Raw genomic sequence first — 25,695 nt, 5'->3', positions numbered from 1 at the left:
TGCGACTCAACAGTCCAGAGTGTTGTCGCGCTCCCATTGCGTCAGATGGCGTGCGTAGTCGTTCCACTCCTCATGCTTCAGCTTGAGATAGGCGGGTACGAACTCCCCGAGATGATCCCGCAGCACGCTTGAATGTTCGAGCGCTCGCAAGGCATCGAGCAGATTCATCGGGAGCCGCTTGGCCGAGGTCACGGTGTGCCTGAAGCTCTCGCGGAACCTGCGGAGGCCCGACCGATTGGCCGGGCGCATGCATTAGCAGCAATCGCTCTGTAGGTACGGCAATCGCTCTGGCGCAGCAGCAGACCCGATCCGCTAAATCATCGGCCGACATCCAAGCGGACGGAGAAAAACGATGATCTGGAAAAACATTGTCAGTCCTCGTGTGATCGCACCGGCTTCTGCGCGCTGGTCCGCAAAGTCTGTTTTTTGCTCGAAGACGGCTGTGATCGTGTCCGACATCGCCAGCATTCTTCAGAACCTATTTTTGGACCTACGCGATAGCTACCGGCCCGAGCTGCACTACATGCGTGGTCCTGGCCCGAAATGGCGGGCCAAGCATCAGCCTTGGCCAAAGTTCGCCGGACCAGAAGCGAACTGAGGTCCTGCGAACGGTACGCATCGGGGATGCTGCCGTCGGCAAGCTTTGTCGCAGAAACGGACAAGGCGGGAAGGATTCGGGAAAGACGCCCAAGTTGTCCTGCCCAAGAACTTTACCAACTCTAGATCACGAGGTCCCGTCCTGCCCAAGTTCCCCCGCGGCCTTGCCGGCTCCGCATCCATAGTCGCCGCCATGAAGACGGTTGCCGGCCTTCCGTCAAAGTCACGTGCAAGCTTTGCCAACGGCCGATGCGTTCGCGGCACCTATACCCCATCGGACCAGGCGAAGGAGGTCACGAAATCCTGTAGCTTCACCAAGCCTTCGCGCCTCCTGGCGCGCTTCTCGGTGGCGGAAGGCCCAGACACCAACTACCTGTTATTGCGCGGATTCAGCTTCCGGCTTGGCAGCGATGGCGAGCGCTCGGATATTTTAACCCAGAGTGCCCCGGTTCATTTCGCGAGGACCCCCGACCAGATGCTGGCTTTCCTTCGAGCACGTATTCCAGGACCCGACGGCAAGCCGGATCTGGAAATGGTCGAGACATTTTCAGTTGCCAATCCCGAGACGCTGCATCAGGCGAGCTACATCGCCGCGCATCCGCCTGCCGCAAGCTTTGCCTCAACAACCTATTGGGGCGTGCACGCGTTTCCCGCGACGAATTCAAGAGGCGAGACAAGGTTCATCAAGTTCAAGGTCACGCCAGTCGGCGAACAGGCGGCGAGGCGCAGGGCCGCAGCCAACGCAAAACCCACCGAGCTGCTGCACGACCTCGAATCCCGGATCGCGGCTCGCGATATGAGGTTCAGTGTGATGGCGCTGCTGGACCGTCCGGGCGACCCGGTCATGGACGTGACCGTCCGATGGCCCGATGAGGACGGACGCGAAGCGGTACGGCTGGGAACGATCGTGATCACTGGTGTCGAAGAAAATGATGCCTGGGACGAACCCGTGTTCAATCCGGCAACTCTGGCCGAAGGAATCGGTCATCCGTTGGACGAGATGTTTGCGGTGCGTCGCGCCGCTTACGCTATCTCGCAGGCAACGCGTCGCTGAGCGAAAAGGCTTCTGCCGGGGCTCCGATCACTTCTTGCTTTCCGGTGCACCCTGCGCCTCGCGGCGCCACGTTCCCGGGCTGACGCCGACCACAGACGAAAACACCCTCGTGAAGTGGCTTTGATTGGCGAACCCGGCCGATATTGCAATTTCCGAGAGCGACAGGTCGCGAACCGTCATCAGTTGCTTGGCCGCCTTCACACGCTGGCGCAGCAGCCACTGGTGCGGCGGCAGGCCGGTGGAGATACGAAACGCGCGCGAAAAGTGGCTGATCGAAAGATCGAACTCGGCCGCGATTTCCTGCAACGAAAGCTTTCCGCCGAGATCGGACTCCAGCCTTTCGCAGACGCGCTTGACCTGCCACGGCGCAAGGCCGCCGCGATTCGGTTCAGTGCAAGGACGTAGCCCGCCGTAGGCCTGGGCGACGTGTGCGGTGAGCGCGAGCATCATGTGATCGATGAAAAGCTGGTTCGTCTCGTCTGGTCGACGCAGCGCTTGTTGCAATGACGCGCCGATATGACGGACGACCGTGTCGTCATGGCCTACGCCGAGTTCACAGGCAAGCTGACCGACGCGCGGCATGCGGGGCTGCTCAGTGAGAGCGTCGAGCGCCGAGCGCGGCAAATAGAAAAACAGGGAGTGGAACGGCTTGTCGATCACGTAGCGCGGATCGCGCTTGAGATCGTACAGATAGGTCGCTCCCGCGGGAACATCCGCTTTCATCACGCACTTGCCATTTTCCCAGAGTTCGCAGTCGGGATAATCGTGAAGTTTGAGGCTGACGACGAAAGCATCCTCCGCGGTAAAGGAACCGGAAAGACCCGGCACTGGATTGTCATCCCGGGTTTCGGTGACCGCGAGCTCCACCCCGCGCAGCGAACTCGTTATCAGCGAGGGCGGCGCATCCTTCAGGTGCAAAAACCGCCCGAGCTTCCGGCCGAAGGCGCTCGCCTGGGTCATAGGATAACTCTCTCAGCGAAGTTGGACTGACAAGCGCCCGCACGTGATTTCGTGAACCATTATCTGACGCTAGCGCACGGTCGTCCAGTTTCGTCGTGGCAGTTTCGTGACACAAAGCTCGATGTCTGCTCGAGAACGTCAGCGATTTTGTCCATTCGCTGCCGCTTACGACGGCTCCCGGCGTCGATTGCCTATTTCGACAGCAGCTAACCGCCACCGTCCGCCGCGCTGATTGCGACTTAATCGCGGCGCGGGCACCTAGCATCAGCTTACAGCAGGATCAGGCAAAGCATGGGAGTTTTGAGAAAGACGCTGGGCCTCTACCCGCTTAGAACGCGCGCCGAACGCTCAACGATGCTCCTCGAAGCTAGGACAGTTCATGAGCCAGCCAATCTTGCGCGATCATTCGCACCAACAAAACCAGTCAGACGCTTCCGGCGCGCAGCAGCGTTATTTGCAGGTTGCCGACCGCCGTCCTGCCGATGTTGAGATGGCACGCGTGCTTCACACCAAACCACTCAGCATGGCTTTGGACCCCTCTGGGAGCGCGATCGCTCACTGGAAACATGAGCCATTGCACGACGTCGTCGAGCCTATGAGCCATCACGTCATCATGGCTTACAACGGCTCGATGCAGCGCATGGAGCGCCGGACAGGCAGATCGGTTGCGATCGGAACGTTTCGGCCCGGTGTATTGATAATCATTCCGGAAGGATCAAGCTCACGATGGGATATTCCGAAACCTGTTGATGTCGTTCAGCTCTATCTTCCTCACGCAGTGCTCAAGCGCGTCGCTGACGAAGCCAACACCGCCACACCGATCGACCTCGTGGAGCGAACGGCGCATCACGACCCCATTACGTCCCGATTGATCTTGAGCGCGACGGATGTCCTGGAGAGCAATGAGGCGCTGGATACGCTGTTCAGGCACCAATTAATAGACCTTCTGGCCACGCGTCTTCTGGCTGCGCACACCGGCTCGCCAACGACGATCCAGCCAACAATGGGCGGGCTTTCGCCGAAGGTCCTGCTCCGTGCCACCGACCGCTTGCGCTCGGACAGCGATTCGGACGTCTCGCTCGCGGCGCTGGCTTCGGATGCCGGTCTATCGCGCTTTCATTTCTGCCGTGCCTTCAAGGAAAGCACCGGGCTTTCGCCTCATGCCTGGCTGCGCCAGTACCGGCTCGAGCAGGCCATGAGCATGCTGCGCGATAGCGATGAATCCGTCGTCTCGATCGCGGCGGCCCTCGGCTACTCCTCCCAGACCGCCTTCGCCGCGGCATTCAAGAAACTGACCGGCGAAACGCCAAGCGACTGGAGACGTCACAAGCGTTGACGGCATTCGTTCTACCGTAACAAGCTTTTCCCGCACTTATGGCCGACCACGTCCATGGCTTTCCCCCACGGCATCACTGCGGTTCTAGCGGTGAGTGGGATATCGGCGGTATTTGGAGCGGCGCGTTCTCGCACGATGACACTCATCGACCGGGCTCAACCTCGCGATGGGTATTCCCGGGTTCTTGAAACATGATGCTGTAATCCGCAGACAACAGTCGAGCGCGTTGTCCGGCACGGCATCCCCTGCGATCTCTTGGACCGCGATCCGGTCGGTCATTGACGCGTTGTCGCCGATGGCAATGCCGCCGCACCGGCGAACACTTGCGCGGACATCGATACCGATGTCTCACTCGCGAGGCGGGCTTGTCGAGCTTCCACTTCTGCCGAGCCTTCAAGGAAAGCACCGGGATCTCTCCGCCCGTTCGGCTGCGCCACAGTACCGCTCGATCACCATGAACATGCTGCAAGTCGCCGACGCATGGTTTTTCTTCGCTGGCGGCGGAGCTCGGCTACGCGGTCTCGTACGCCCTCGCCGTGGCGTTCAGCGATTGGTTGGGCGAAAGCCCTGGCGCAACGCCGCATGCGTTAGCAGCAATCCCTCTGCAGGTACAGCAATTGCTCTGGCGCAGTCGCATCTTCGGTCCGCTAGATCATGAGGGTGCCCCACGCCCCAGCAGACGGAGACAACATGCTCAGGAAGAACTTGGTCGACCGGGTTGCAATCACTTCACGCCGAAAAGGCTTCGTGACCGCACTCGTGTACGGACTTTCGTTGGGAGTTCGCTTCACTTCAGCAGCGGGGGAGGAGGTGGAAATTCCAGCGCAGGCCGTGCAACGGACCAGCCCCGTGATTTCCATCATGTCCAAAGTAGGCGCCCAGCTCCCCTACCAGAACTGGGGCCCGAGCCCAGCTTTGCCCGTGACCCTTAACCGTGGCTGGGCATCCCCTTTCGGAGGCTGCCGCGCGGCTTGTGAAAACCCCATGCCGATGTCTTCGGCACCGAACTGCCTACCATAGGCCCGCCGGTCTTCGGTCCGCCTGTTCGCGTCGGCGTCGATCGGAGGATGCTTGCCGCCAGAGAGAAGCGGCGGTGCACTACCGAGAAAATCAAACCAAGGAGTAGATCACATGCGACTTGTTATCATAGGAGCCGGCTTCGCTGGCATGTACGCCGCACTTTCCGCAGCCCGCCTGCGCGATATCCAGGGCGTTTCGCCCGAGGAGCTCGAGATCGCGCTGGTCGCGCCAGAGCCAACGCTGGTGGTCCGGCCGCGGCTGTACGAACCGAAGCCCGAGACCCTGACGGCGCCACTGCTGGATGTGCTCAAGACCGTCGATGTTACTTACGTGCAAGGCAGCGCCGAAACCATCGACGCCAAATCCCGCACGGTGGGCATCGTCGCCACCAAGGGTGCGAAGAAGACCCTTTCCTACGACCGGCTGGTGGTGGCGACCGGCAGCCGGCTATTCCGTCCGAACATTCCGGGCCTCAGCGAGCACGGATTCAGCGTCGACTCGCTCGATGATGCAATCGCCCTCGACAAGCATTTGCACGGCCTGGCGAAACGGCCGGCGGCGAACGGGCGTGACACGGTTGTCGTTGCCGGCGGCGGTTTCACCGGCATCGAGGCGGCCACCGAGATGCCCTCGCGACTGCGCGGAATCCTCGGCAAGGACGCCAAGACGCGCGTCATCATCGTCGACCGCAACAAGGCGATCGCGCCTGATATGGGCGAAGGCCCCCGTCCTGTCATCGAAGAGGCCCTGCGCAAGCTCGGCGTGGAAACCCGGCTTGGCGCCGGCATTACATCGCTGGACGAATCCGGCGTCACGCTTTCCGACGGCGAACACATCGAGGCCGCGACCGTGATCTGGGCGGCAGGTATTCGCGCGGCACCGTTGACCCAGCAGATCCCGGCCGAGCGCGACAATTTCGGCCGCCTACTGGTCGACCGGGATTTGCGCGTGCCATCAGTGCCAGGTGTCTTCGCTACCGGCGATGCCGCCAGGGCCGCAAGCGACGATATCGGCAATTACGCGCTGATGTCGTGTCAGCACGCCACGCGAATGGGCGCTTTTGCCGGCAACAACGCCGCCGCCGAACTGCTGGGCGTTCCGACCAAGCCCTATCACCAGAAGGGCTATGTCACCTGCCTGGACCTCGGCGAAGCCGGTGCCCTGTTCACCGTTGGCTGGGAACGCAAAGTGGCGATGGTCGGCGAGGTCGCCAAGAAGACCAAGCAGGAGATCAACACCGTCTGGATCTATCCGCCGCAGCCCGAGCGTGCCGCCGCGCTGGCCGCTGCCGATCCGGAGCGTGTGACTGACGTGAGTGGCTTCTTCTAGATGCTTCACGCGAAACGGGCCGCGCTTCTCGCTGGCTGCGCGGCCAACTCAACCGAGATCAGCCAGTAGCCTTGAACATGAAACAGGAGATCGAACATGGACGTCGACACGAGCCTTGCCAACACCTCACACCCCGGCGGACCGGGGCCCAACGAACTGGTTCCGTCGCGCTACGCGGTTCAGGTCGGCGACATTGACGTGCTGGTCGTCAGCGACGGCGTGCTACCGCTCCCAACCGCGATGCTGGCACACAACATCGACCCGGCCGTCCGGGCGACCTGGCTGAAAGACATGTTCCTGCCGCCCGACGCTTACGATTGGGCGCTGAATGTGGTCGTGGTGCGCAGCGGCGACCGGACCATACTCGTCGATGCTGGGCTTGGGCTCGACCCGGACTTGCACTTGCCGCGCGCCGGGCAATTGATCAAGCGACTGGAGGCCGCCGGCATCGATCTTGCGTCCGTGACCGACGTGGTGCTGACCCACATGCACATGGACCACATCGGTGGGCTGCTCGTCGAAGGGGTCAAGGAACGGCTACGTCCGGACCTGCGGATCCACGTGGCGGCCGCCGAGGTCAAGTTCTGGGAGGCGCCCGATTTCTCCCACGTCGCCATGCCGCCGGGTTTCCCGGACGCGCTTCGATCGACCGCCAAGCGGTTCGTGAAAGAGTACCGCAGCCAGCTACGGCCGTTCGAGGAGGAGTACGAGGTGGCACCGGGAGTGATCGTCACTCGCACCGGCGGCCACACCCCCGGGCACAGCGTGGTCCGCGTGGCGTCCGGCGGCGACCGGCTGACGTTCGCCGGCGACCTCGTGTTCGCGGTCGGGTTCGAGCACCCCGACTGGTACAACGGCTTCGAACACGATCCCGAGGAGTCGGCCCGCGTTCGTATCAATCTGTTGCGGGAACTGGCTGAGACCGGTGGACTGCTGGTGGCCACTCACCTGCCGTTCCCGTCCGTCGGACATGTGGCAGTCGACGGCGACGCCTTTCGCTGGGTGCCGGTCTTCTGGGACTACTGATCGCACAGTTCGATCGAGAGGCGCATCGTAAGCACCTCATTCGATAAGGGCCGCGTTACCGGCGCCGGAGCGCGGCCCGCTCACCCAAAATCCTCTTGGAGCTCGACCTCGATGAAACACGAGACCGTGCGCGCCTCGCAAGTCAACGGCTGCGCCTTCTGCGTGCACATGCATATCAAGGAAGTCACCCTCCACGGCGAGTGCGCGCTCCCGTTGATGACCCCGGCGCAACCTGAGTGTCCGCGCAAAGATGCTGCTGGCTTCACGGACCCTCCGCACGGCGATCGCGCCTCGAAGCCGCGCGATGGGAGAGTGTGATGAACGTCGTTGTCTTTGGTTCAACGGGGTCGACAGGACGGCTCGTCGTTGAGTCCGCCTTGTCCGCGGGTCACGTCGTCACTGCCTTTGTCCGTGACCCGAAGCGCATGCCCTTGACGCATCCGAATCTCAGGATCGTCGAGGGCGATGCAATGGATGCAGCCTCGGTGGCCTCTGCGGTCCAAGGTGCGGATGCGGTGATCTGCACGTTGGGGATGGTACCTCAGGCGAAGGAGGATCTGGGTCGACGCCAGCCCGGTGTCCCGGTTTGCTCGGTGGGAACCAAGAACATTCTGGCCGCCATGCCTCCAGGCCAGAGTCGACTCATCGTTGAGAGCTCGGTGAGTGTCGGTGAGAGCTACCACACCGGGAGTTTTGGCGCAGGCTTCATGGTCAAGCTCGCACTCAAGGAGGTGATGGCAGACAAGGAGGCGCAGGAGGCAGCTGTCCGGGAGAGTGACTGCGATTGGACGATCGTTCGACCGGCGACGCTGACATTCAAGCGTGCTCGCGGAAACCTGAAGGCCGGGACCGATCTGCGCTGGAACATCACCTCAACAGCCACCCGCGCGGACGTGGCCGAGTATTTGGTCAAGATCCTCGATGACCCCGCGACATACAAGAAGGCCATAACGGTGCGCAACTAGGTTTGGCGACGAATTGCGGGGAAACCGCGATCTCCGCCGATGGCGGCCGGACCGTGAGTGAATTGGCAGAGCTGTCAGCGACAACAACCGTTGCAGGAGGGTATCGTGGTGCATCTTAACAAGAAGGCGGTCGGCTTGGTGCTGTGCCTCGGCGCTGTCGTGCTTGTGGCTGGTGGCTGGGCGTATGCCCATTCGAACGAGACATTCACCGATAACGCCTATATTCGCGGCGAAATGACCTCGCTCGCGCCGAAGGCTGCAGGCTACGTCACGGCCGTGGAGGTTCAGGATAACCAGACCGTTCGTGCAGGCGACGTCCTGTTCCGGATCGACGATCGCGACTACCGCGCACGCCTGGCGCAAGCCGAGGCCAATGTCGAAGCCGCCCAAGCCCGCCTCACCAATGTCGATGCGGAGATCCAACTCCAGCATGCCCTGATACGGCAGGCCGAAGCTCAAAGACTTGCGAGCGTGGCCGAGATGAATCTGGCGCGGAAGGCCTCCGATCGCCGCCGCGAACTGATCCGCACCAACGCGGTCAGCCAGGCGCAGGTCGATGAAAGCGATGCGGCGTTATCGAGAACCGAGGCGGGCGTATCGGCGGCGGCGGCAACGGTGGAGGCCCAGCGGGCACGCATCGCCGTCCTTGCCAGCCAGCGCGAAGCTGCACGTGCTGCAGTGGCGCAAGCGCACGCCGCACGCGATCTCGCCCAGATCGATCTCGACCACACCGTGGTGCATGCGCCGGTCGACGGCGTCGTCGGCAACCGCCAGGTTCGCGTCGGCCGGCTTGTCGCGCCGGGCACCTCCTTGCTCGACATCGTTCCGGTCAAGGATGTGTGGGTGGTGGCGAACTTCAAGGAAAGCCAGATCGAACATATCCGGCCCGGTCAGCGCGCCCGCATCAAGGTGGACGGCTATCCGAACCAGACGATTGAAGGTGTGGTGGACAGCTTTGCGCCCGGCAGCGGTTCTGCATTCACCCTGCTCCCCACTGACAATGCGACGGGGAACTTCATTCGTGTCGTTCAACGCGTGCCTGTGAAAATCCGCTTCGACAGAAATCCATTGCCCGGCCGCGTCGTGCCTGGCCTGTCGGCGCGTGTCGAAATAGATCGAGGAAGCGGCACATGACCGCGATCGCCGACGCCACGCCAGGCTACGACAGGCGCGCGGCGGGAAGCATTCTTGTCGCGGGCATCGTGCTCGCCACTCTGACGGAGGCAATCGCAAGCACCGTCCTGTCGCTCGGGCGCAACGACATCATTGGCGACACCCATGCGACTCCCGACGAGTTCGCCTGGCTGGACATCGGATACACCGCAACGAAGCTAGTCGGGTTCATGGCCGCCTCCTGGCTCATGACACGCACCAGTCCGCGCCGCCTGATCATCGGTTCGACGCTGGTCATGGGCACTACCTGCGGCATCGCCGCCATCACGTATCGGTTAGATCTGCTGGTCGCACTCCGCATCATACAGGGCTTCTCCGGCGGCACCTTGCTTGTCGCGGGACAGTCGATCATTTTTCTCGCCTATCCGCGATCCTGCCAGCCGATCCTTCAGGCTCTGTTTGCGATGGGGTCCGTGGTCGCTCCTGCGACCATCGCTCCGGCGCTCCAGGGATGGTTGATCGACAGCCAGTCGTGGGCATGGATCTTCTTCGGCGTTGTTCCGGTAGCCCTCGCCGCTATCGGACTTCTCGTGATCGCAGACGGCCCCAGGCCCGCTGCGGCTGCGCGCCTTCCGTTCGACTGGGTCGGCTTCTTGCTGATCTCAGTCACATTCTTCTGCTTCACCTATGTTCTCAACCAAGGCAGCCGATGGCGCTGGTTCGAGGAGCCTCGCATCGTGTGGCTGACCGTGATCGGCGCAGCCGCCTTGCTGGCGTTTCTCGGCCAACAGGCGATGGCCAAAAGCCAAGGCCTGTTCGATTTCACCCTGTTCCGGTCGAGCGATTTCTCCTTCGCCTTCATCGTCAGTTTCGTCGCCGGTGCCGCCTTGTTCGGCAGCGCGTTCCTGATCCCGTCGTTTGCCGTGTCCGTACTCGCGTTCACGCCTTCCGATGCCGGCCAGCTCCTGTTGCCGAGCGGCGCGCTTTTCGTCGGCGCGCTCCTCATTGCTGCCTTTCTCATGCAGGTCAGGGGCGCTCCCCCTATCGCCACGGTGCCGTTCGGAATCCTGATGATCATGGCCGCGATGTGGATGCTGTCCGGCTCGACCAGCGAAAGTGGCGCCGACGACATGATGGCCGCCATCCTGCTTCGCGGCTTTGGACTTGGCTTCCTCTTCCTGTCGATCACCCTTATCGCTTTCAGCGACCTCAACAACCGCAATCGAGCGTCCGGCATCGGTCTTTTCAACGCCGGGCGCCAGCTCGGTGGCCTCATGGGGGTAGCCGGGCTCCAGACCATGATCGACCACAATGTCACCACCAATGCCACGGTGCTCAGCGCCAGTGTCACCGCAGGCCTTCCCGCGGTCAGCGAGCGGCTGGGAACGACGAGTGCCATGCTCGCAGCACGAGGAATGGACAGCGTGGCCGCCGGCCGGACTGCGATGGGTCTGTTGGGTCGAGCCCTCACCGGTCAATCCACGGTGATCGCTTTCGACACCGCGTTCGCTGCCATCGCTCTTCTTTTCGTCATCGCTGCGCCGGTTCTGGTCACCATCAAGATCGCGTTTGCCCTGCACGCGAAGAAGCGCGCGGCGCAGTTAGCCCGAACCGAGGAGCCGTACATGACATACCCCGCGCAGAAACCCTCCCGCCAAGCCAATGCCGTGTCGAGGCCAGACGCTCGCGCCGAGATCGTGCTGGCGGTCAGCGAGGCCCTCGCCCATCCGAGCGGCGCGCCCGCTCACCTCGACAATATCTTGGATCGAAGCGGATACTCGAGGGAAGACATTCTATCGGCATTCGAGAGCGTCGACGATCTCATCGTCGCGATCGCCGAACACAAAGCCTCCCTCATATCGCAGCCGTTGGTGAGGAGAGCGCACCCCGGCACCGTAGATGATGCACGCGAAACACTCATCGCGTTCGGCCGCGTTGCCTGGGAGGAGTACTCGACCACCCTGGTCGGGTTCGTTCGGATGATGATGACCGAGGGTGCACGCAATCCTGCGCTGAAGAAGCGGGTGCACGAGGCGGGACAAGCGATTGTCACACTCAAGCTACGGGAGTTTCTGTCCGCAGCAAACGAACGGGGGATCCTGTCGATATCGGACGCTCAGCTATACGCCGAGCAATTGCTGGGACTACTGAGAGAACCGCTCTACCAGGCGCTGATGCTGACTCCGGCAATCAGCCTCGAAGCCCCAGCCGCCGACCGCGTCAGAGCTAGTATCGAAAGCTTCATTCATGGATGTGGGAGCACGAGGAGCATGAAGGGATGAGCGCAGCCAATGATATTGGCCGGTCAAGATGGTCTGGCCCGAGCGAGAGCCCTTCAAGACTGAAGGTTGTCGGCGACGTCCCGGCGGACCTGGCGAACAGCATCGACGATAATGGGTCCTTGGTGACAGTCGACCCCGCCGACTGGATCGTCTGTTTCGTGCCCGGCCTTCGACGGCAATGGTGGCATCGCTTCGTCCATCACAGGCATAAGCATGTCTTTGCCATGCGGCCCACGAGCACGGGGAGTTGGCTGCTCGTTGAGCCGTGGTGGACGCGCATGATGGTGACGATCCTGCCACCGGCCGATGCCGTCAGATTTCTTCGGTGGGGTGCGACGGGCGATATCCTGCGGGTCCGCGAAGCGGTCCCGGGCAAGGCGAGCCAGCTTCGCGGTTGGTCGAACTGCGCGGTTCTCTCGGCGTTCTTGCTCGGCCGACCGAGCTGGACATGGACACCGCACGGTCTCTACCGGCAGCTACTGCGCGAAAGGTCAACGCGGCGCGAGAACGTGCAGCAACTTCTCGTCGACCAGTTCACCAAAGTCGTCAGCCATTACTCGTCCAACGCGCTGAGCGTCAGTGCCGACCAGCTTTCCTTGCCACTCAGGGAACTACTCATCATCATTGGGCGCAATCTCCTCGAAACGATGATGACGCCGTCGTTGCTGGAGGTCTGTTATACAGCCATACTTGAAGCGGACCGCTACCCCGATGCGACACGGGCCTACGCGCAACACGGACCTACGCCGGCCATCGCGGTCCTTACGAAAATTCTGGCAAAAGCGAAGCAGGCCGGAGAAATCGATCTAGCACATTGCGAAGCCGGCGCCCGTCAGTTTCTTGGGATGCTCCATGGAAACGTCCATCTGGAGGCCGTGCTTCAGCTCGGCGACCTACCAACGCTTTCCGACATCGATTTGCGCGCTCGCACCGCGGTGAAAGTCTTTCTCGACGGCGCCGAGCCTGACGAGAGGACAGGAATCGTTGCGCGAGCGGCATTGACGGCATGACTGGTGCCACTCGCAGCGACAATCCTACTGTGAGGTGGGGTTGCCATGGCCAGGATGCGCCGGTCTCTCTACATACTCGCAGCGCGGCGCAGCTGCCCCCATGGGTCGCCGACGACAAAGAAACGAAGTGGGAAGATGCCGGCTATGTCGGCCGGCTCTAATCCAGACAGAACGTTGAAAGCGGTTCTGTCGGGCGGCCTTCGAGTCGGCTTCGCCTCCGCCTCGGCGCGTAAAGTAGATCACAATGCCGAGAGTGGCCTCGCCGATTGGTCGCCAAAATCACCGTTTGAAAAACCGTTTCAGTTCGGTCGTCTCAAACGGTTCGCGAGGGCAAGTCCTTGAAGAACTTGGTGGGCGCACCAGGGCTCGAACCTGGGACCCGCTGGTTAAAAGTCAGCCTTGGGTTGAGAACGATCAATGACTTGCTGGTCGCACGACCGGGCTTATCCGACTGAAAGTGGGCGTTCGTCGCACGATCAAAGTGCTGCATTTCACCGGCTAACATCCGCGCGGTCGGAGCATCCGCGGGGTAGACCCTGGTTGGCGCCGTGTCTCTTGCAAGCTACCGTTAGAGCGGCTCACGCGGCGGATTGGAGCCTTTTCCGTTCCGATTGATCGAATCCTCGGGTACCCTCATTCCGCCGCGTCGGCGGAACTGGCGAAGTTGATAGATGGCTGCATGGAGAGCGGAGATGGGCCGGCTCGATAAGCAGATGGATCCGTTCCACCCTGCCGCGCATCTGACGACGGCGGATCGCGTCCCCCACAATCTTGGGCTTGAGCAAGTCGACACGTCGTCGTCCGTTGAACCGGCCCGAGAGAAAGCCGCCTCGTCACCCGCGCATTTTGGGTCGGGCCGGGCGGGGACCGGTGTAACGGGCTCTACCAATTGGATCGACCGAGCACGTCGCATCTGGCGGCGCCATCTCCAGCGCGATCAACTCCCCCGAACGACCGGGGGGTCGACGGGAAACTTCGAGCGCTGGTTGATCGCACTGCTGAGCGTCGGCTTCGTCGTGAGTTGCGTTTGCGCGATCATTGTCTTCATGCAGGTCAACGCGCGCAAATTGGAGATCGCAACACTGCAACGTGATATCATCGCACTCAAGCTACGCGTAGCCAGGCTCGATCAGATCGCAAGCACGAACGAGATGCGCGAAAAGGCAAGCCGTGGAATACCCAAACCGCCGTCGGAGATCCAAGGCGACCAGGCTCCGCTCATCCTGTCACGTGAAGAGATTCAGCTTGTCCGAGACTATATCAAGCCTGCACCAGTTGCTGGCCCTGCGACTGAGACGACAAAGGTCGGCGATCCCGTCGTGGGAGAAACCGTTCCCTTTTCCTCTCCGATCACGGACAAGGTGCGGAAGCTGCTCGGCGCGAGATTTACCGTTCGCAATGGCGTTGTTGTCATCGTCCGCAGCGGCAGCCGTCACGCTGATGCTGTAATTGGGCCCAATTGACGAGAACTGGCCGCGATCGCAGTAGTCGATCGCCCTCTTAAGGCTGGTTGTTCGGTGGTCTTTCAATGAACCGCCGGCTGCCATTGAGAAGCTCGAGGTTATTGGCGATAACCGGGTTGCCTGGATCGAGCGAATAGGCCTTCTCGAACTTTCGGCGCGCCGCACTCAGATTGCCGCGCAGCATGTACGAATATCCCTGGTCATTCAGGACCTGCACGGTTTCGCCGCCCAGCCGGATCGCTTGGGCATAGGCCTGATCGGCGAGATCAAAGCGACGTATCCGATCATAGCTCGCCGCGAGTCCAACCCAGGCCGTCACATCCTTCGGCGATTTCTCGACCGCATCCCTGAAGTAGCGATTGGCTAACCCATAGCTGCCGCGGTTGAAATGCTCCAAGCCCAGCCGTACCGGCTCGTCCGAGGGATAATATTTGACGTCCGTCGGCTCCTGCACGGGGTCCCCCCCAGGCGGCTCGACGGGAGCGACGACCGCAGCCTGCCTCAGCGTATGATCACACCCCGCAAGGCCGATCCCCAACCAGCAACAGGTCAGCATGAAGATGATACGTCGCATAACCCCTTGGTCCCCCGCACGTCGCAGCAACTTCACTGCGCCGTTCGCAAACAAAATCGCCAAAACCACGCACTAAAAATCGTTACCTGCCGCCTACGCCTACTCCACCAACCGGCACTGATACTCCAGCAGTCGATCCAGCCCCCAATCCTTCTATGTTGACGTTCTGGGTTGGGGCAGTCCGCACGCCCATTTGTTTCGTCGCATCGCCGATGTCGGGAAGCTGATCCACCGGCTGTTTCGTGTTGCCATAGCGAGTTACGGCGGCGCCCACGCGCCGGGCGTCGTACGTGATCCTGCGATCACCGACGTTTCGCGGCCATGGATGGATTGTGTGGGTGACCGCGTTGACCTCCTTGGCATTGCCGGCACTCATCGTGATGGTGTCTGAACGCTGGAAATAGCGGTCCACCTCGTCATGACCGGCCACCCCGTAACATCCCCCGAGCAGCAGCGGTGCGAACAGAGCCAGATACCTGATGGTCATCTCCCGCTTCCTTCTCAGTTAAGCGTTTTTACGACCGGCTGGTTCGCAACAGCCGGTGCCGGAATGGTCGCAGTGAGCTCGGGAGCGATGATGTGACCATAAGGTCCTTTAACGTCGCCGCCGGAGTTGACGTAGTCATTGTAACGCTTGCGGACTTCCATCTGGCCATTGAGGAAGAAGTCGACGTCGTTGGCCGGAAGGCGGGAGTCGAGCGGTGACGCCAATTGCTGACCGGGCGCGGCCGGTGCGACCAGGCGCGGCGTCACGATGATGACGAGATCGGTTTCCTCCTGCTGGTACGACTTGCTGCTGAACAAGGCTCCAAGCACGGGCACCGAACCGATCCAGGGCAATTGCGAAACGTCCTGACGGTTGCGGGTTTGCAGCAAGCCGGCGATCGCAAAGCTCTGGCCGTCCCGCAGCTCCACCGTGGTCCGTGCATCGCGGCGGGTCAACGCCGGAACTGTCGTCCCCTGAATCGTCACTGCATTGGCGAAATCAAGCTCGCTGACCGACGGCTCCACCCGAAGGTTGATGACCCCCCGCGAGAGCACGGTGGGGACAAAGGCCAGTTCGACACCGAACTTCTTGTAGTCGATGGTGATGGTCGGAAAGCCGGCTGCGGTCGTGTTCGGAATCGGCACTGGAAACTCACCACCGGCCAGGAAGCGCGCTGCATCTCCGGAAAGCGTGGTCAAGTTCGGCTCGGCCAACCTGCGAGCCAATCCTTTGGTTTCCAGCGCAGAGATCAACAAGTCCACCGAACCGCCATTGCTGGTTCGGACGATGCTGGTCAACAAGCTTCCGAACGGGATCGGAGCTATGCCGCCCGCTGTGCCAAGAAGCGTACCAGCTGTTCCGAGTAACGGCAGGCTGCCGGTTGGGGGGGCACCGACAGCGCCGCCGCCAACGCCCAGGGGGCTATTGGCGGTGTTGATACCACCAATCGGTCGCCGGCCCGCCGTAGTGCTCAAATTGCCACGTCCCGTATTCGCGACGTTGGTCCCGTTGGCATTCGCTGCGTACAGGTTCACACCGAGGTCGCGGCCGGCATCCCGGGTAACCTCGAGAAAACGCACCTCCAGCATCACCTGCTGCGGCGCCGCGACACTCATCGCGTTGACGACAGTGCCCCCCTTCGCGACTGTGCTGGTGGCGATCGCCATGGCCCGCTCGGCCGTAACCGCATCGGCGGCCGTTCCGCTGAGCACCACCTGGCCCTCGGAAGCCGAGACGCGGATCCCGTGCCCGCCAGTGCTGCTGCGGATATTCTGCTGGAGATTGCCGGTATCGATCACGACCTCGACGTCGAGGATGCCGATCTGCTTCATCGAGGAGTCGAGCAGGATGACGTTGGTGGTGCCGGTCTGCTTGCCCTGGACGTAGATCAGGTGATCGCTGAGCGACTTCACGTCCACAATGTCGGGCGAGCCGGCCACGATAGTTGCGAAAGCCGTATCGACCTTGAAGGTGCGTGACTTGTTGACCACCACCTTGACCCGCTGGACATCGTTCATTTCGCTGACGAAGACGCCGCCGCCGGAGGAGCCCCGCCGGTCTGCCGCCATCGCGCGGTCAGCGGACGCAAAGGAGGCGAGCGCCGCACCAAGACCCATCACGCTGAAGGCGAGAAGCTCCCTTATCTTACCTGAAATGCGATCGCCACCCATTCGAGTCCCCCAACTGCGATCCGCGGCTCCCCCGCAAATCTACGTGCTCGACATCCCCAATAGTTCCCCTCTGCGCACCACGCCGCAGAGCTTACAAGATGTCCGACTACAATTCGTTACTTCGCGTTTCCAAGATCATCGTCCTTGATGCTGCCTGCTTGCAAGAAGAGACGCTTACCGCACAGCCTCAAGTCGCAAAGAAAACTTTCCAATGTTGCGGGCGCGCATCATTTCTCTCTGCAGCTCCGTTCAGAACTGCTGCAGCACGACCACGTTTGCGCGAGATTCCGTCGTGGCTCACGATCGAACGGCGTCGGCTCGTCGTCTCCAAACGGCACTTGGCCAGGCTCAGATTGCTTTGGCGCAGTTCGATTCCGAGGGGTTTGTCCAGCTCGAGCGCCGACCCGAGGCGATGTCGCTCAAGATGGGTAAGGCACGTTGCCATATTTTGCCTAAAAGGGAATCTGCGTTGACGCGCTCGGCGCATTGAGTGCTGTGCCCCATATCGGCATCAGCATGGTGAAGCCGGCTTGAGAAGCGGTCACGGTCAAGTTGCTGCCGCTGGATGCCACGCCCAGCGTCGGCGTGAGACCGCCGCGATACAGGAACGGCGCGGCAGTCTGCTTTGCGGTCGTGGACATCGGATCGCCCGCGCAGCTTGACGGCGACTGAGGCGGGCTTTGAAGCAATGCAGGCGTGTAGCAGTTGATCATGACCGCTCGGGCCCCGGCGCTCGCGAGCGTCCGCAAGGACTGCATCGTGATCGCATAGCGTCCGAGATCGAAGATGGCGAAGATCAACATAAAAAGGGACACAAAGGCGAGGATGAACTCGAACGATGCGATGCCCCGCTGATCGAGCTTTCTCATCACTGCACCAAGCGGACAACTTGGGTGTAAGGGACGGTGACCGGATTACATCCATCCGTGCTCAGGAAGCCGCCACCGCCCATGGTGAGTGTCTGGGCGATCACTTGTGAACAGGTCGTATTGGTACTTTGTGTCGCTCCGTTCCAGGTCACGTCGACATGCGGGAAATACATCGCACCACCCAGCCTTACCGTACCGCCGGTGATGTTGACTTTATTACTGCTCTTGCTCGGCGCCTGATCATCAATCAGAACGCCGTTCAGATCGGAAGAGAAGGTGTTGGTGTAGGGAGCGGACAGCTCAACGCTGGCGCCGCCAGAGATGGAAATGCTCGAATCCCCGAGTAATACCAGAGTGACGCCTTCGCCCGTGCCTGCCGGTGGCCAGGGCCTACAGGCACTGCAAGTGATGGTTCCGCCATTGAATCTTATCGTGCCATTGTAGAAGAAGTACGTGCCCGGACTAAAATCTACCGCGTCCCCGGTCGTGCACGCTAGGTTGCGGTACAGGTTAGTGCTGCTCGGCGGGGTATTGGGCACCAACGTACCGCTGCATGCCAAGTCGTTTGGCCTCCCGCTCGAGGTCAAGCTGTTGAACGATTGGCTGTCCAATTTGCTGAGCGGATTGTTGGCGTACGGCATAAAGTAGTTGTACGTGACGCCGGGATTGGCGCAGGTGCTGGCTGGACTACAGCCGGTTACACCCAAGACGGCCCATCCCGAACCGGTGAAAGAGGCAGTGCTGGCAAACTGAACACTGGCATCCGACATTATCGGGCAACCCATGCCGTTGTTGCTGACGTTACCGGCAATCTTAAGCGCCCCTCCGCCGCCGTTCGGATCAGGTCCGAGCGCCAAGGCGCACACCTTGCTCGGCAGTTCGACCAGAGCGATGGCTTGGGCGGGGATGTTGACGGTCGTCAAACCCAGCACTGCCGACAAGTAGGCCGGCTGCTGCTGGCTGACCATGGCGCGAACGGCGTTACCGCCGCCTCCTGCGGGCGGCGTTGTGAACGCACCCGCACTGTAGCTGCCGATATCGATCTGCACGGCCCGCGAGATTCCTGCTGGAAGGCTTGTCGCACAGTTGGTGCCCGGATAGGCCGTGTCACCGGAGTTGCAGAACCCGTTCTGTGCCGCGAATTCCTTTGCTTGATAATCCACTGATGTATCGCAGAGCACACCAGCATTGTCGCATGCAAGTCGCAGGGCGCCCGAGTAGGCCGCTGCATCGGCGGCATTCTGCGCGTGCTGCCTGGTGACGTACCACGATCCCGCCTCGGCCCCGAGTGCGACCACGCCGATGAGCGGAATCAGCACGATGACTGTTGCGAATGCGGCCGAGCCTCGTCTGGAACGGAGCAGACTGCGCATGAGAACACCTACTGGAAACGTTCGGAGTAAGGCAGCGTGTACGTGCAACTGCTGGGGCACAGCACCGACGTCAACACAATCGGGGCCAAAGTGACGGTCGTCGAAAACGTAAAGTACTTGGGAGTCAAACCAAGGTTGCCGGAGTTGCAGGCTGTGCTTCCGCACATGACCTGGATGTTGCCGATGGTATGCCCGGCGACCGTTGTCTGCAGCGTCGACACCCAGGTCCCCGGGTTCGCCGGGTCGGGCGGAGTCTTGTATTGAATGTATTGTCCGAATGAGCGCAAGGCCGACCACGCAGAGATAAACCGGAAGCCCGCGGCAGCGACGTCGGCAAGCGGCATCAGCAGGAACGACACCATGAAAATGTAAACGATGACTGTCTCAAACGCGACGGCGCCGCGCTGATCGGCGACGAAGGACCCTTTACGATACGCGCGCCTGCCACCACGGGGACTTGCCACGTGCGATCGCGTCACCCGAGCCGCAGCGATCTGAACCATGTCCACCACAATCCGGCCACGCATAGCCGCTCACCAAACGTAAGGAATCACTCGCCAACGTGATGCTTCGTAACTCGAATACTCGGGGCAATTGCGCCGAAGCAGGTCTTCTTCGTAAAGGATTCGGCAGACCTGAATGCCTATATGCAGAACCAGGACCATCACCGTGACCGGTGTCAGGTATTGCAGCACGACGCCCAGCACCACGATTTCTTCGGCGACATAGAGCGGGTGCTTGATCCATCGATAGGGTCCGGTCTGGACCACCGAGCGCGCCTGCGGCACCAGGCTGAACGACCGACCCAGATGTCGGATGGTGACGAGCATCATGATCGTGCCGACCAGCACGCAAGCCGTCGATGCCAGGTTGGGCAGCGTGTCGTCGGTTTTGCCGAGGAAGCTGATCGACCACGGCAGATAGCTGCCGACGAAGGCAGCTATTCTTGGAAGCAGGCCATCGGCATGCGCCTTTGCCGGTGAGCGCGTCATGATCAACAGCGCCAGGAGCATGTAGAAGATGCCGAGGCAAAAGCTCGACAAGAGCGAGGGCCACGGATCGTGCAGCGACGCCCCAATCCTGACGGCGACGCAAAGAGCCAGCAACAAGAACCACAAGCTGCCAAGCAGCCGCATGATCCGGTCGTAAGATCCGCTCTTGGAGAGGGCAATTGTGCTCATGGCTACTTTCCGAAGCTGGCGAACGAACGCACGAGGTGAAGAACGGGACTTCCCCCCATGATGACGAACATGGCTGGGAGCAGGAACAGCACCATCGGAATGGTCAGCTTGGCGCCCAACTTGTGCGCCCTTTCTTCCAGCTTGGTGATGCGTTCCCGCCGCAGGTCGAGCGCGATACTGCGCAGCGCCTGGCCCAACGGCGTTCCGTACTGCAAGCTCTGGCTGATCATCGTGCCGAACCGGCGAAGACCATCCGAAGTGACCGCCAAATTCTCGAATGCTTCGACGCGGCTTGGCAGTATCCGGAGATCATCAAGGAGTCGGTGCAGCACCCAGGCCATGGCAGGATTGGTCGACTTCATTTCTTCGGCGACACGCCCCAGCCCGCTTTCCAGGCCCATTCCCGCCTCGCTGCACACGATCAGCAAATCGATCATATCCGGCGTGCCCAGCCGAATGGCAGCATCAAAGCGCCGCTTCATCACCGACAGAGCCAATCGCGGACCCAAGATTCCGATCACCACACCCATCAGCGTGAAGACCAGCACGTCGGCAGGTCTCCTTCCCGAAAGTTGCGCCAGAAGCAGCGCAATGACCGGCAGCGCGAACATGCTGACGATCTTGATGCCGATCCAGATCGGCAAGGTTCTATGATGATTGAATCCAGATGAGTGGAGGACCGTTCGTAGCTCCTCCAGATTCTCCTCGGCGTAGAAGCGCCGATAGCGCATGCCCAGCCACGAGAACCAACCGGTCAGGTCTTTGAAGGGGGCTGAACGGTAAGGGATACCCATCACGGCGTTTGAGACCCGCGTGTCCAATGCACGGACGTGTAGTTCGCGGATGATCAACATGAAGGCCGCCGTTCCAGCTACGACTGCGAGGGCCGCCAGCCCGAGACCAAAAGTCATAGTTCTGTTTCCCGCCTGACCATCCAACTTATCACCAGATGCCCGATGAGCACCGAGACTACCGCGTAAGCCAGAAGCTTGTTTCCGGTCGGGTCAGTGAACAGCAGATCGACGTTCTGCGGATTGGCCGCGTATAGCAATGCTCCGGCAATCAGGGGCGAGATCGTGAGTGCTCGCGAGGAAAAGATCACTTCTCCCGCCAGCGCCTTGGCGCGAGCAGCGAGCGCAACACGCTGACTCACCGTGTCGCCCAGCGTCTGCAAGGTCTCGGCCAAGCTGCCGCCGGACTTCAATTGAACCGCAAGTGTCACCGCAAACATCGCATACTCTGCCACTTGCGTTCGCCGATAGACGCCTTCGACGGCTTCCTCCGGAGGTCTTCCCAGATTCATTTCGCTGCACACGATTGCAAATTGTCCAGACGTCGGTTGCGGCATTTCGCGCGCGATGGTGCGAAATGCTTCGTGCACAGGCAGACCCGATCGAACCGTACTCGTCACCAGCTGAATGGCGTCAGGCAGCTGCCGGAAAAGTTGACTGGCGAACCGACGTTGCTGCCAGCCAAACAGACCTCGCACGACTACCACGGCGGCAACCGCAGCCGCGACAGACACGTAGAAAACGGAAAATCCCAGCAGGCGATTAGCGTAGAAGATCGCTGCTACGGCGATAGCGGCAGCAAGCAGCACATACGCCGGATGCCAGGCGTGAACCATCTCGGGCCTGTAATTGGCCAAACGGTGGAGAAGCAGATATCGGGAGCCGGTCTCCGCCCGGCGAATGGATGGCAGGCTGGCCGGATGGGAGGCCGGTAGAGCGACCGCCAGCCGGCGGTCCATGCGTCGCTCCCGGCCGTCGAGCCATAACGAGCCGACGGCTGCGCACATCGCGAGCACCAGAACAGCGACGATCACGGCCTCAGGTATCATATCTGCCTCACTGCCTCGGCCCAGGCGCGATCGAGCCCGAAATAGACGAGACGGCTCTTGAATTTCGGGACTGCAAGGGTGGCCCGGTAAGTGCCCGAGATCCGCCCATTGTCGTCCTCCTCCTGGTATTCGAATGTTGCGATGTCATTGGTGGTGATCACATCCGATTCCAGGCCCATCACCTCGCTGATCTGGATAATGCGACGTTGCCCATCGCGCATGCGTTCGACTTGCACGATGAGATCCAGTGCAGCGACGATCTGAGTTCGAATGGCTCGCGACGGCAGATTCACCTGCCCCATCTGCACCATGTTCTCGATGCGGGTCAGGGCGTCGCGAGCACTATTGGCATGGACCGTGGAGATCGAACCATCATGGCCGGTGTTCATCGCCTGCAGCATGTCAAACGCTTCGGCGCCGCGCACCTCGCCCACGACGATCCGGTCAGGACGCATGCGCAGCGCATTCCACAACAGATCGCGCTGTGTCACCTGCCCCGTGCCTTCAAGGCTGGGAGGCCGGGTCTCCAGGCTGATCACGTGCGGCTGCTGGAGCTGCAACTCCGCCGCATCCTCGATGGTGACGACGCGTTCGCTGTGATCGATGAACTGGCTCATGGCGTTGAGCAGCGTCGTCTTGCCGGACCCGGTGCCGCCGGAGACCAGGACATTGAGCCGACACCGGGCGGCAATCTCCAGCAATTGTCCGACGGCTGCGGTCATCGAGCCGTTTTCGATCAGTGCGGCGATATCCAGGCGGCGGCTCGGAAACTTTCTAATCGAGATGCAGGGGCTGTGGATCGCCAGCGGCGGGAAGATGATGTTGACGCGGCTGCCGTCGGACAAGCGGCAATCCACCATCGGACTGGATTCGTCGATGCGCCGTCCAACTTGCGCGGCAATTTTCTGGGCCACCGATGCGATGTGATCATTGTCGCGGAAGCGCACCGCGATCCGCTCCAGCTTGCCGGCTCGTTCGACATAAACGTTGCTCGGCCCGTTGATCATGATGTCGTTGATCGATTGATCGAGCAGAAGCGGACGCAGCGGCCCATAGCCGGTCATGTCGTCGGCAATCTCGTCCGCCAGTTGAAGCTGCTCGCGACCCGACAGTTCGAGCCGTTCCTCATTGGCGATGCCATGGATGATTTCCTCGATCTGGCGCCGAAGGACGTCACGCGAAACAGTTGCGGCCACCGATGGCTCAATCTGCTCAATGACGCGTTCGCGCAGCGAAGCTGGCATCACCGGCCGGTCAATCGAAGCCTCGTCGCGCCTTGAGGTTGATGCAGGCACGCTTGGCGTCGTTGCAGCCAAGCTCGGCGTCGATGCAGGCAAGCGAACCGGCGTTTCCTCGTCGCGCCTACCAAACTTTCTCATAGCCCCAGCAGCCTCCTCAGCCGTCCCTTCTGCTCGGCGCCAAGCCCCGTGATCTCCCGTACGATCGGCGCGAGATGGCGTCGCAGTGCAGATACGTGCTTCAGAGCGGGAATTCCGAGATTGACCGCCTGGGTCATGCCCTTCCCGAGATCGGGTACGACCATGTCAGGCTCTGTCCCCAACGCCTTGACGACCGCGGCCCTGGGAAGGCCGCCCGGGCGATTGGCACGGTTCAGCAAGGTGAAGACCCGATCCCTGCCGGCAATGTTGGTGACGGCGGTCCGTAGTGCGTGGGCATTGCGAAGTCCGGTCACCTCCGCCTCCAGCAGCACCAGCACGTGCCGGGAAAGAGAGATCACCGGATGGATGGATGACGGAAACGGGACCGGGACATCGACAACGATGTAGTTGAATCGTTGGCGGAGCAGGCCAAGGACGTGCCTCACGCCCGCTTCGGTGATGTCGAGCTGAGCGTCCAGTTCCTCATCGGCGGAAATCAGGCTGACTCGCTCGTTGACTGCGATTGCGGCGCGCTCGAGGAACAACGTGTCCGCCCGCATCGGGTTCTCCAGGGCGATGCGCAGGCCTGGTCCGGGCTGAACACCCAGCATCACGGCTGTTTCGCCGCCTTGAAGATGAAGATCGAGCAGCGCGACCTTGGCCTTGGTGGTCTCGGCCAGTTGCAGCGCGAGATTGATGGCGATGCTCGTTGCGCCGGCACCGCCCTGCGCACCGCAGATCGAGATCACATGGCCGCCTCGGTCGGTCGGCGCCGGCGCACGATCGCCAAGCAGCTTTGGGCGCAGCTGGTCCAGCACCATGTCCCGCGTGATCGGTCTCGGCAGGTACTCGGTCAAGCCGAGCTCCATAAGCGCGCGATAGAAGGTGATCTCCCTGCTTTCACCGATCAGAGCCACCCGGACATCGGGCGGACAGACGCCGGCCAGCCGCTCCAGTTCGGCAAATGGATCATCGATACCACTGATGTCCGTCACCAGGGCGAATAGTTCGGTGTCCGTTTCGAGCATCCGTATGGCATTGCGGATCGTGCCCCGCTTGATCGAAATATTGCTGCCTTCAAGGCCCTTGCGCAGAGCCGCGGCACTCAATTCGTCATTGACGAAGCAGACGATTCGATTGCGGGCGACAACAGACGTCGCTTCTTCAGGCGTGCTGAGGGCCGCTATGTTAACGCTCATCAACGTTTCTCCAGCAACTTGCCTGCCTGAACCACCATCGTCGCCCCGCGGCGGGACACTTCCGACCCGTCGCAGTTGATCGGAACGTCGCCATCGGCAGATTCCTGTTTCCTGACCGAGTATTGCTTTATCTGACCACCGGAATGAACAACGACCGCTGCAGTCCGGCCAGCAATCGCATTTTGGCGGGCGATTTCCGGCGACACATCGCAGCTGGACATGGCGCCAGTGTCCGCCGTATCCCACTGCTCGACTGCGGCCCGCACCGCCAGGGAAAGCGTTCCGAGCTGCCTTGCGACCGTGATCTTCTTGACCTGGTCCGGGGCAAGCTCCAACGACACAGTCTGCGCTTGCTTGCCGGCCACCGAGCCGGCTACCGAGCTTACGGTTCGGCCACCCTGCATGATTTCCTGGTCAATCGCGATGACTCGAACGTTTCCTAGAACGGTCTCGCTCAGGGCCCGGCGCGCGGGATCTGCCTTCTCGAACACCTGGGTCAACAAGACATCAACATGATCACCCGGCCTGATCAGCCCCGACACGCCAGACTCCTCGTCCACCTTGATGCTGATCGCACGGCTATCCGGTGCCAGGACGCTGGCCAGGAAGCCACGATCCCGAGGTCGCAATACGTCCTGCAAGGTGATGGGACTGCCAGCGTCGACGAATTTGCGGACCAGAGAGCCGGGAAGTCCGGCCTTCGAGTCCGGTGTTTCCAGGATCGCCCCTGCGGGAAGGCGTTCAGGCGACACCGAGCGCACGGCGAAATCTTCTTCGCGGGCCAATGTACCTTTCGACAGCGGACGTGCCGCGACAAAATACCCGACAGTCGAAGGAGGCGCCGGCCCTTGCGCCGTAACCGTTACCGGAACCTGTTTCGGCAGGTTCATGTTGTAGGCGATCAGCCCGAATGCGGTGGTTGCAAGCAAGAGCACCAGGATGATCGAGAGGCGCAACGTGGATGACAT

The 25,695-nt window shown here is 61.4% G+C and carries 24 protein-coding genes and 2 pseudogenes; 12 read left to right on the top strand and 14 right to left on the bottom strand.

Annotated features, from left to right (window positions below; genetic code table 11):
• Window positions 1-6: 6 nt before the first annotated feature.
• Window positions 7-198, bottom strand: a pseudogene (locus ACTEK7_RS29470) (type III glutamate--ammonia ligase); the annotation flags it as partial.
• A 154-nt stretch (window positions 199-352) separates the two neighbouring features.
• Here ACTEK7_RS29470 and ACTEK7_RS29465 point away from each other — a divergent pair.
• Complete coding sequence (locus ACTEK7_RS29465) at window positions 353-598, top strand: hypothetical protein (protein ID WP_225148539.1); 246 nt, start codon at window positions 353-355, stop codon at window positions 596-598.
• Window positions 599-739: 141 nt separating this feature from the next.
• Window positions 740-1,651 carry a catalase gene (locus ACTEK7_RS29460; RefSeq protein ID WP_463671682.1) on the top strand — a complete coding sequence of 304 codons (912 nt, stop codon included), beginning with the start codon at window positions 740-742 and terminating at the stop codon, window positions 1,649-1,651.
• A gap of 27 nt (window positions 1,652-1,678) precedes the next feature.
• Here ACTEK7_RS29460 and ACTEK7_RS29455 read toward each other — a convergent pair whose 3' ends face one another.
• Window positions 1,679-2,611, bottom strand: coding sequence for a helix-turn-helix domain-containing protein (locus ACTEK7_RS29455; protein ID WP_225148541.1), 933 nt, complete (start codon window positions 2,609-2,611; stop codon window positions 1,679-1,681).
• A gap of 379 nt (window positions 2,612-2,990) precedes the next feature.
• On the opposite strand from ACTEK7_RS29455, the gene ACTEK7_RS29450 reads away from it, so the two are divergent.
• The 10 genes and pseudogenes from ACTEK7_RS29450 to ACTEK7_RS29405 all read left to right on the top strand — a co-directional run bounded on the left by ACTEK7_RS29450 (window position 2,991) and on the right by ACTEK7_RS29405 (window position 14,155).
• Window positions 2,991-3,947 carry a helix-turn-helix transcriptional regulator gene (locus ACTEK7_RS29450; protein WP_057026662.1) on the top strand — a complete coding sequence of 319 codons (957 nt, stop codon included), beginning with the start codon at window positions 2,991-2,993 and terminating at the stop codon, window positions 3,945-3,947.
• A 1,131-nt stretch (window positions 3,948-5,078) separates the two neighbouring features.
• Window positions 5,079-6,296, top strand: coding sequence for an NAD(P)/FAD-dependent oxidoreductase (locus tag ACTEK7_RS29445; RefSeq protein WP_225148542.1), 1,218 nt, complete (start codon window positions 5,079-5,081; stop codon window positions 6,294-6,296).
• Window positions 6,297-6,392: 96 nt separating this feature from the next.
• Window positions 6,393-7,322: an MBL fold metallo-hydrolase gene (locus ACTEK7_RS29440; protein ID WP_225148543.1), complete on the top strand. Its 930-nt coding sequence runs from the start codon at window positions 6,393-6,395 to the stop codon at window positions 7,320-7,322.
• Between the two features lie 111 nt (window positions 7,323-7,433).
• Window positions 7,434-7,640, top strand: a complete 207-nt coding sequence (locus ACTEK7_RS29435) for a hypothetical protein (protein ID WP_225148544.1) — start codon at window positions 7,434-7,436, stop codon at window positions 7,638-7,640.
• Complete coding sequence (locus tag ACTEK7_RS29430) at window positions 7,640-8,287, top strand: NAD(P)-dependent oxidoreductase (protein ID WP_225148545.1); 648 nt, start codon at window positions 7,640-7,642, stop codon at window positions 8,285-8,287. The genes ACTEK7_RS29435 and ACTEK7_RS29430 overlap by 1 nt, the downstream gene beginning before the upstream one ends.
• A 105-nt stretch (window positions 8,288-8,392) precedes the next feature.
• A complete protein-coding gene (locus tag ACTEK7_RS29425) occupies window positions 8,393-9,421 on the top strand; it encodes an HlyD family secretion protein (RefSeq protein WP_225148546.1) in 1,029 nt (342 codons plus the stop codon).
• Window positions 9,418-10,995 (top strand): annotated as a pseudogene (locus tag ACTEK7_RS29420) (DHA2 family efflux MFS transporter permease subunit); the annotation flags it as partial. The gene ACTEK7_RS29425 and the pseudogene ACTEK7_RS29420, both read left to right, overlap by 4 nt.
• A 30-nt stretch (window positions 10,996-11,025) precedes the next feature.
• Complete coding sequence (locus ACTEK7_RS29415) at window positions 11,026-11,682, top strand: TetR/AcrR family transcriptional regulator C-terminal domain-containing protein (protein ID WP_225148574.1); 657 nt, start codon at window positions 11,026-11,028, stop codon at window positions 11,680-11,682.
• Window positions 11,679-12,692 carry a TetR/AcrR family transcriptional regulator C-terminal domain-containing protein gene (locus tag ACTEK7_RS29410; protein ID WP_225142607.1) on the top strand — a complete coding sequence of 338 codons (1,014 nt, stop codon included), beginning with the start codon at window positions 11,679-11,681 and terminating at the stop codon, window positions 12,690-12,692. Before ACTEK7_RS29415 ends, ACTEK7_RS29410 begins: the two co-directional genes overlap by 4 nt.
• Before the next feature lie 692 nt (window positions 12,693-13,384).
• Window positions 13,385-14,155 (top strand): hypothetical protein, encoded by a 771-nt coding sequence (locus ACTEK7_RS29405; RefSeq protein WP_225127704.1) that lies wholly within the window; start codon window positions 13,385-13,387, stop codon window positions 14,153-14,155.
• Window positions 14,156-14,192: 37 nt separating this feature from the next.
• Here ACTEK7_RS29405 and ACTEK7_RS29400 read toward each other — a convergent pair whose 3' ends face one another.
• From ACTEK7_RS29400 to cpaB, 12 genes are all read right to left on the bottom strand, one after another.
• Window positions 14,193-14,729, bottom strand: coding sequence for a tetratricopeptide repeat protein (locus ACTEK7_RS29400; RefSeq protein WP_085969012.1), 537 nt, complete (start codon window positions 14,727-14,729; stop codon window positions 14,193-14,195).
• Between the two features lie 82 nt (window positions 14,730-14,811).
• Window positions 14,812-15,216 (bottom strand): hypothetical protein, encoded by a 405-nt coding sequence (locus tag ACTEK7_RS29395; protein ID WP_036008116.1) that lies wholly within the window; start codon window positions 15,214-15,216, stop codon window positions 14,812-14,814.
• Between the two features lie 14 nt (window positions 15,217-15,230).
• Window positions 15,231-16,886 carry a type II and III secretion system protein family protein gene (locus ACTEK7_RS29390; protein WP_225127706.1) on the bottom strand — a complete coding sequence of 552 codons (1,656 nt, stop codon included), beginning with the start codon at window positions 16,884-16,886 and terminating at the stop codon, window positions 15,231-15,233.
• A 452-nt stretch (window positions 16,887-17,338) separates the two neighbouring features.
• Complete coding sequence (locus ACTEK7_RS29385) at window positions 17,339-17,755, bottom strand: TadE family protein (RefSeq protein ID WP_225127708.1); 417 nt, start codon at window positions 17,753-17,755, stop codon at window positions 17,339-17,341.
• The gene (locus ACTEK7_RS29380; RefSeq protein WP_225148547.1) at window positions 17,755-19,128 is read right to left on the bottom strand and encodes a pilus assembly protein TadG-related protein; all 1,374 of its coding nucleotides are present in this window, start codon (window positions 19,126-19,128) and stop codon (window positions 17,755-17,757) included. Before ACTEK7_RS29380 ends, ACTEK7_RS29385 begins: the two co-directional genes overlap by 1 nt.
• 8 nt (window positions 19,129-19,136) lie before the next feature.
• Complete coding sequence (locus tag ACTEK7_RS29375; protein WP_225127712.1) at window positions 19,137-19,631, bottom strand: hypothetical protein; 495 nt, start codon at window positions 19,629-19,631, stop codon at window positions 19,137-19,139.
• Window positions 19,632-19,661: 30 nt separating this feature from the next.
• On the bottom strand, window positions 19,662-20,264 hold the full coding sequence (locus tag ACTEK7_RS29370; protein ID WP_225143698.1) for a methyltransferase family protein: 603 nt from the start codon (window positions 20,262-20,264) through the stop codon (window positions 19,662-19,664).
• Window positions 20,265-20,311: 47 nt separating this feature from the next.
• Window positions 20,312-21,220 carry a type II secretion system F family protein gene (locus tag ACTEK7_RS29365; protein WP_036008129.1) on the bottom strand — a complete coding sequence of 303 codons (909 nt, stop codon included), beginning with the start codon at window positions 21,218-21,220 and terminating at the stop codon, window positions 20,312-20,314.
• Window positions 21,217-22,149: a type II secretion system F family protein gene (locus ACTEK7_RS29360; RefSeq protein ID WP_192893117.1), complete on the bottom strand. Its 933-nt coding sequence runs from the start codon at window positions 22,147-22,149 to the stop codon at window positions 21,217-21,219. Before ACTEK7_RS29360 ends, ACTEK7_RS29365 begins: the two co-directional genes overlap by 4 nt.
• On the bottom strand, window positions 22,146-23,528 hold the full coding sequence (locus tag ACTEK7_RS29355) for a TadA family conjugal transfer-associated ATPase (RefSeq protein ID WP_036008135.1): 1,383 nt from the start codon (window positions 23,526-23,528) through the stop codon (window positions 22,146-22,148). Before ACTEK7_RS29355 ends, ACTEK7_RS29360 begins: the two co-directional genes overlap by 4 nt.
• The gene (locus ACTEK7_RS29350) at window positions 23,525-24,727 is read right to left on the bottom strand and encodes a CpaE/TadZ family protein (RefSeq protein WP_225148548.1); all 1,203 of its coding nucleotides are present in this window, start codon (window positions 24,725-24,727) and stop codon (window positions 23,525-23,527) included. The genes ACTEK7_RS29355 and ACTEK7_RS29350 overlap by 4 nt, the downstream gene beginning before the upstream one ends.
• On the bottom strand, window positions 24,727-25,695 hold the full coding sequence (cpaB, locus tag ACTEK7_RS29345; RefSeq protein ID WP_192893116.1) for a Flp pilus assembly protein CpaB: 969 nt from the start codon (window positions 25,693-25,695) through the stop codon (window positions 24,727-24,729). Before cpaB ends, ACTEK7_RS29350 begins: the two co-directional genes overlap by 1 nt.

The sequence above is a fragment of the Bradyrhizobium sp. JHI2711 genome (assembly GCF_056156565.1).
This window is presented reverse-complemented; position numbering and strand designations above follow the sequence as displayed.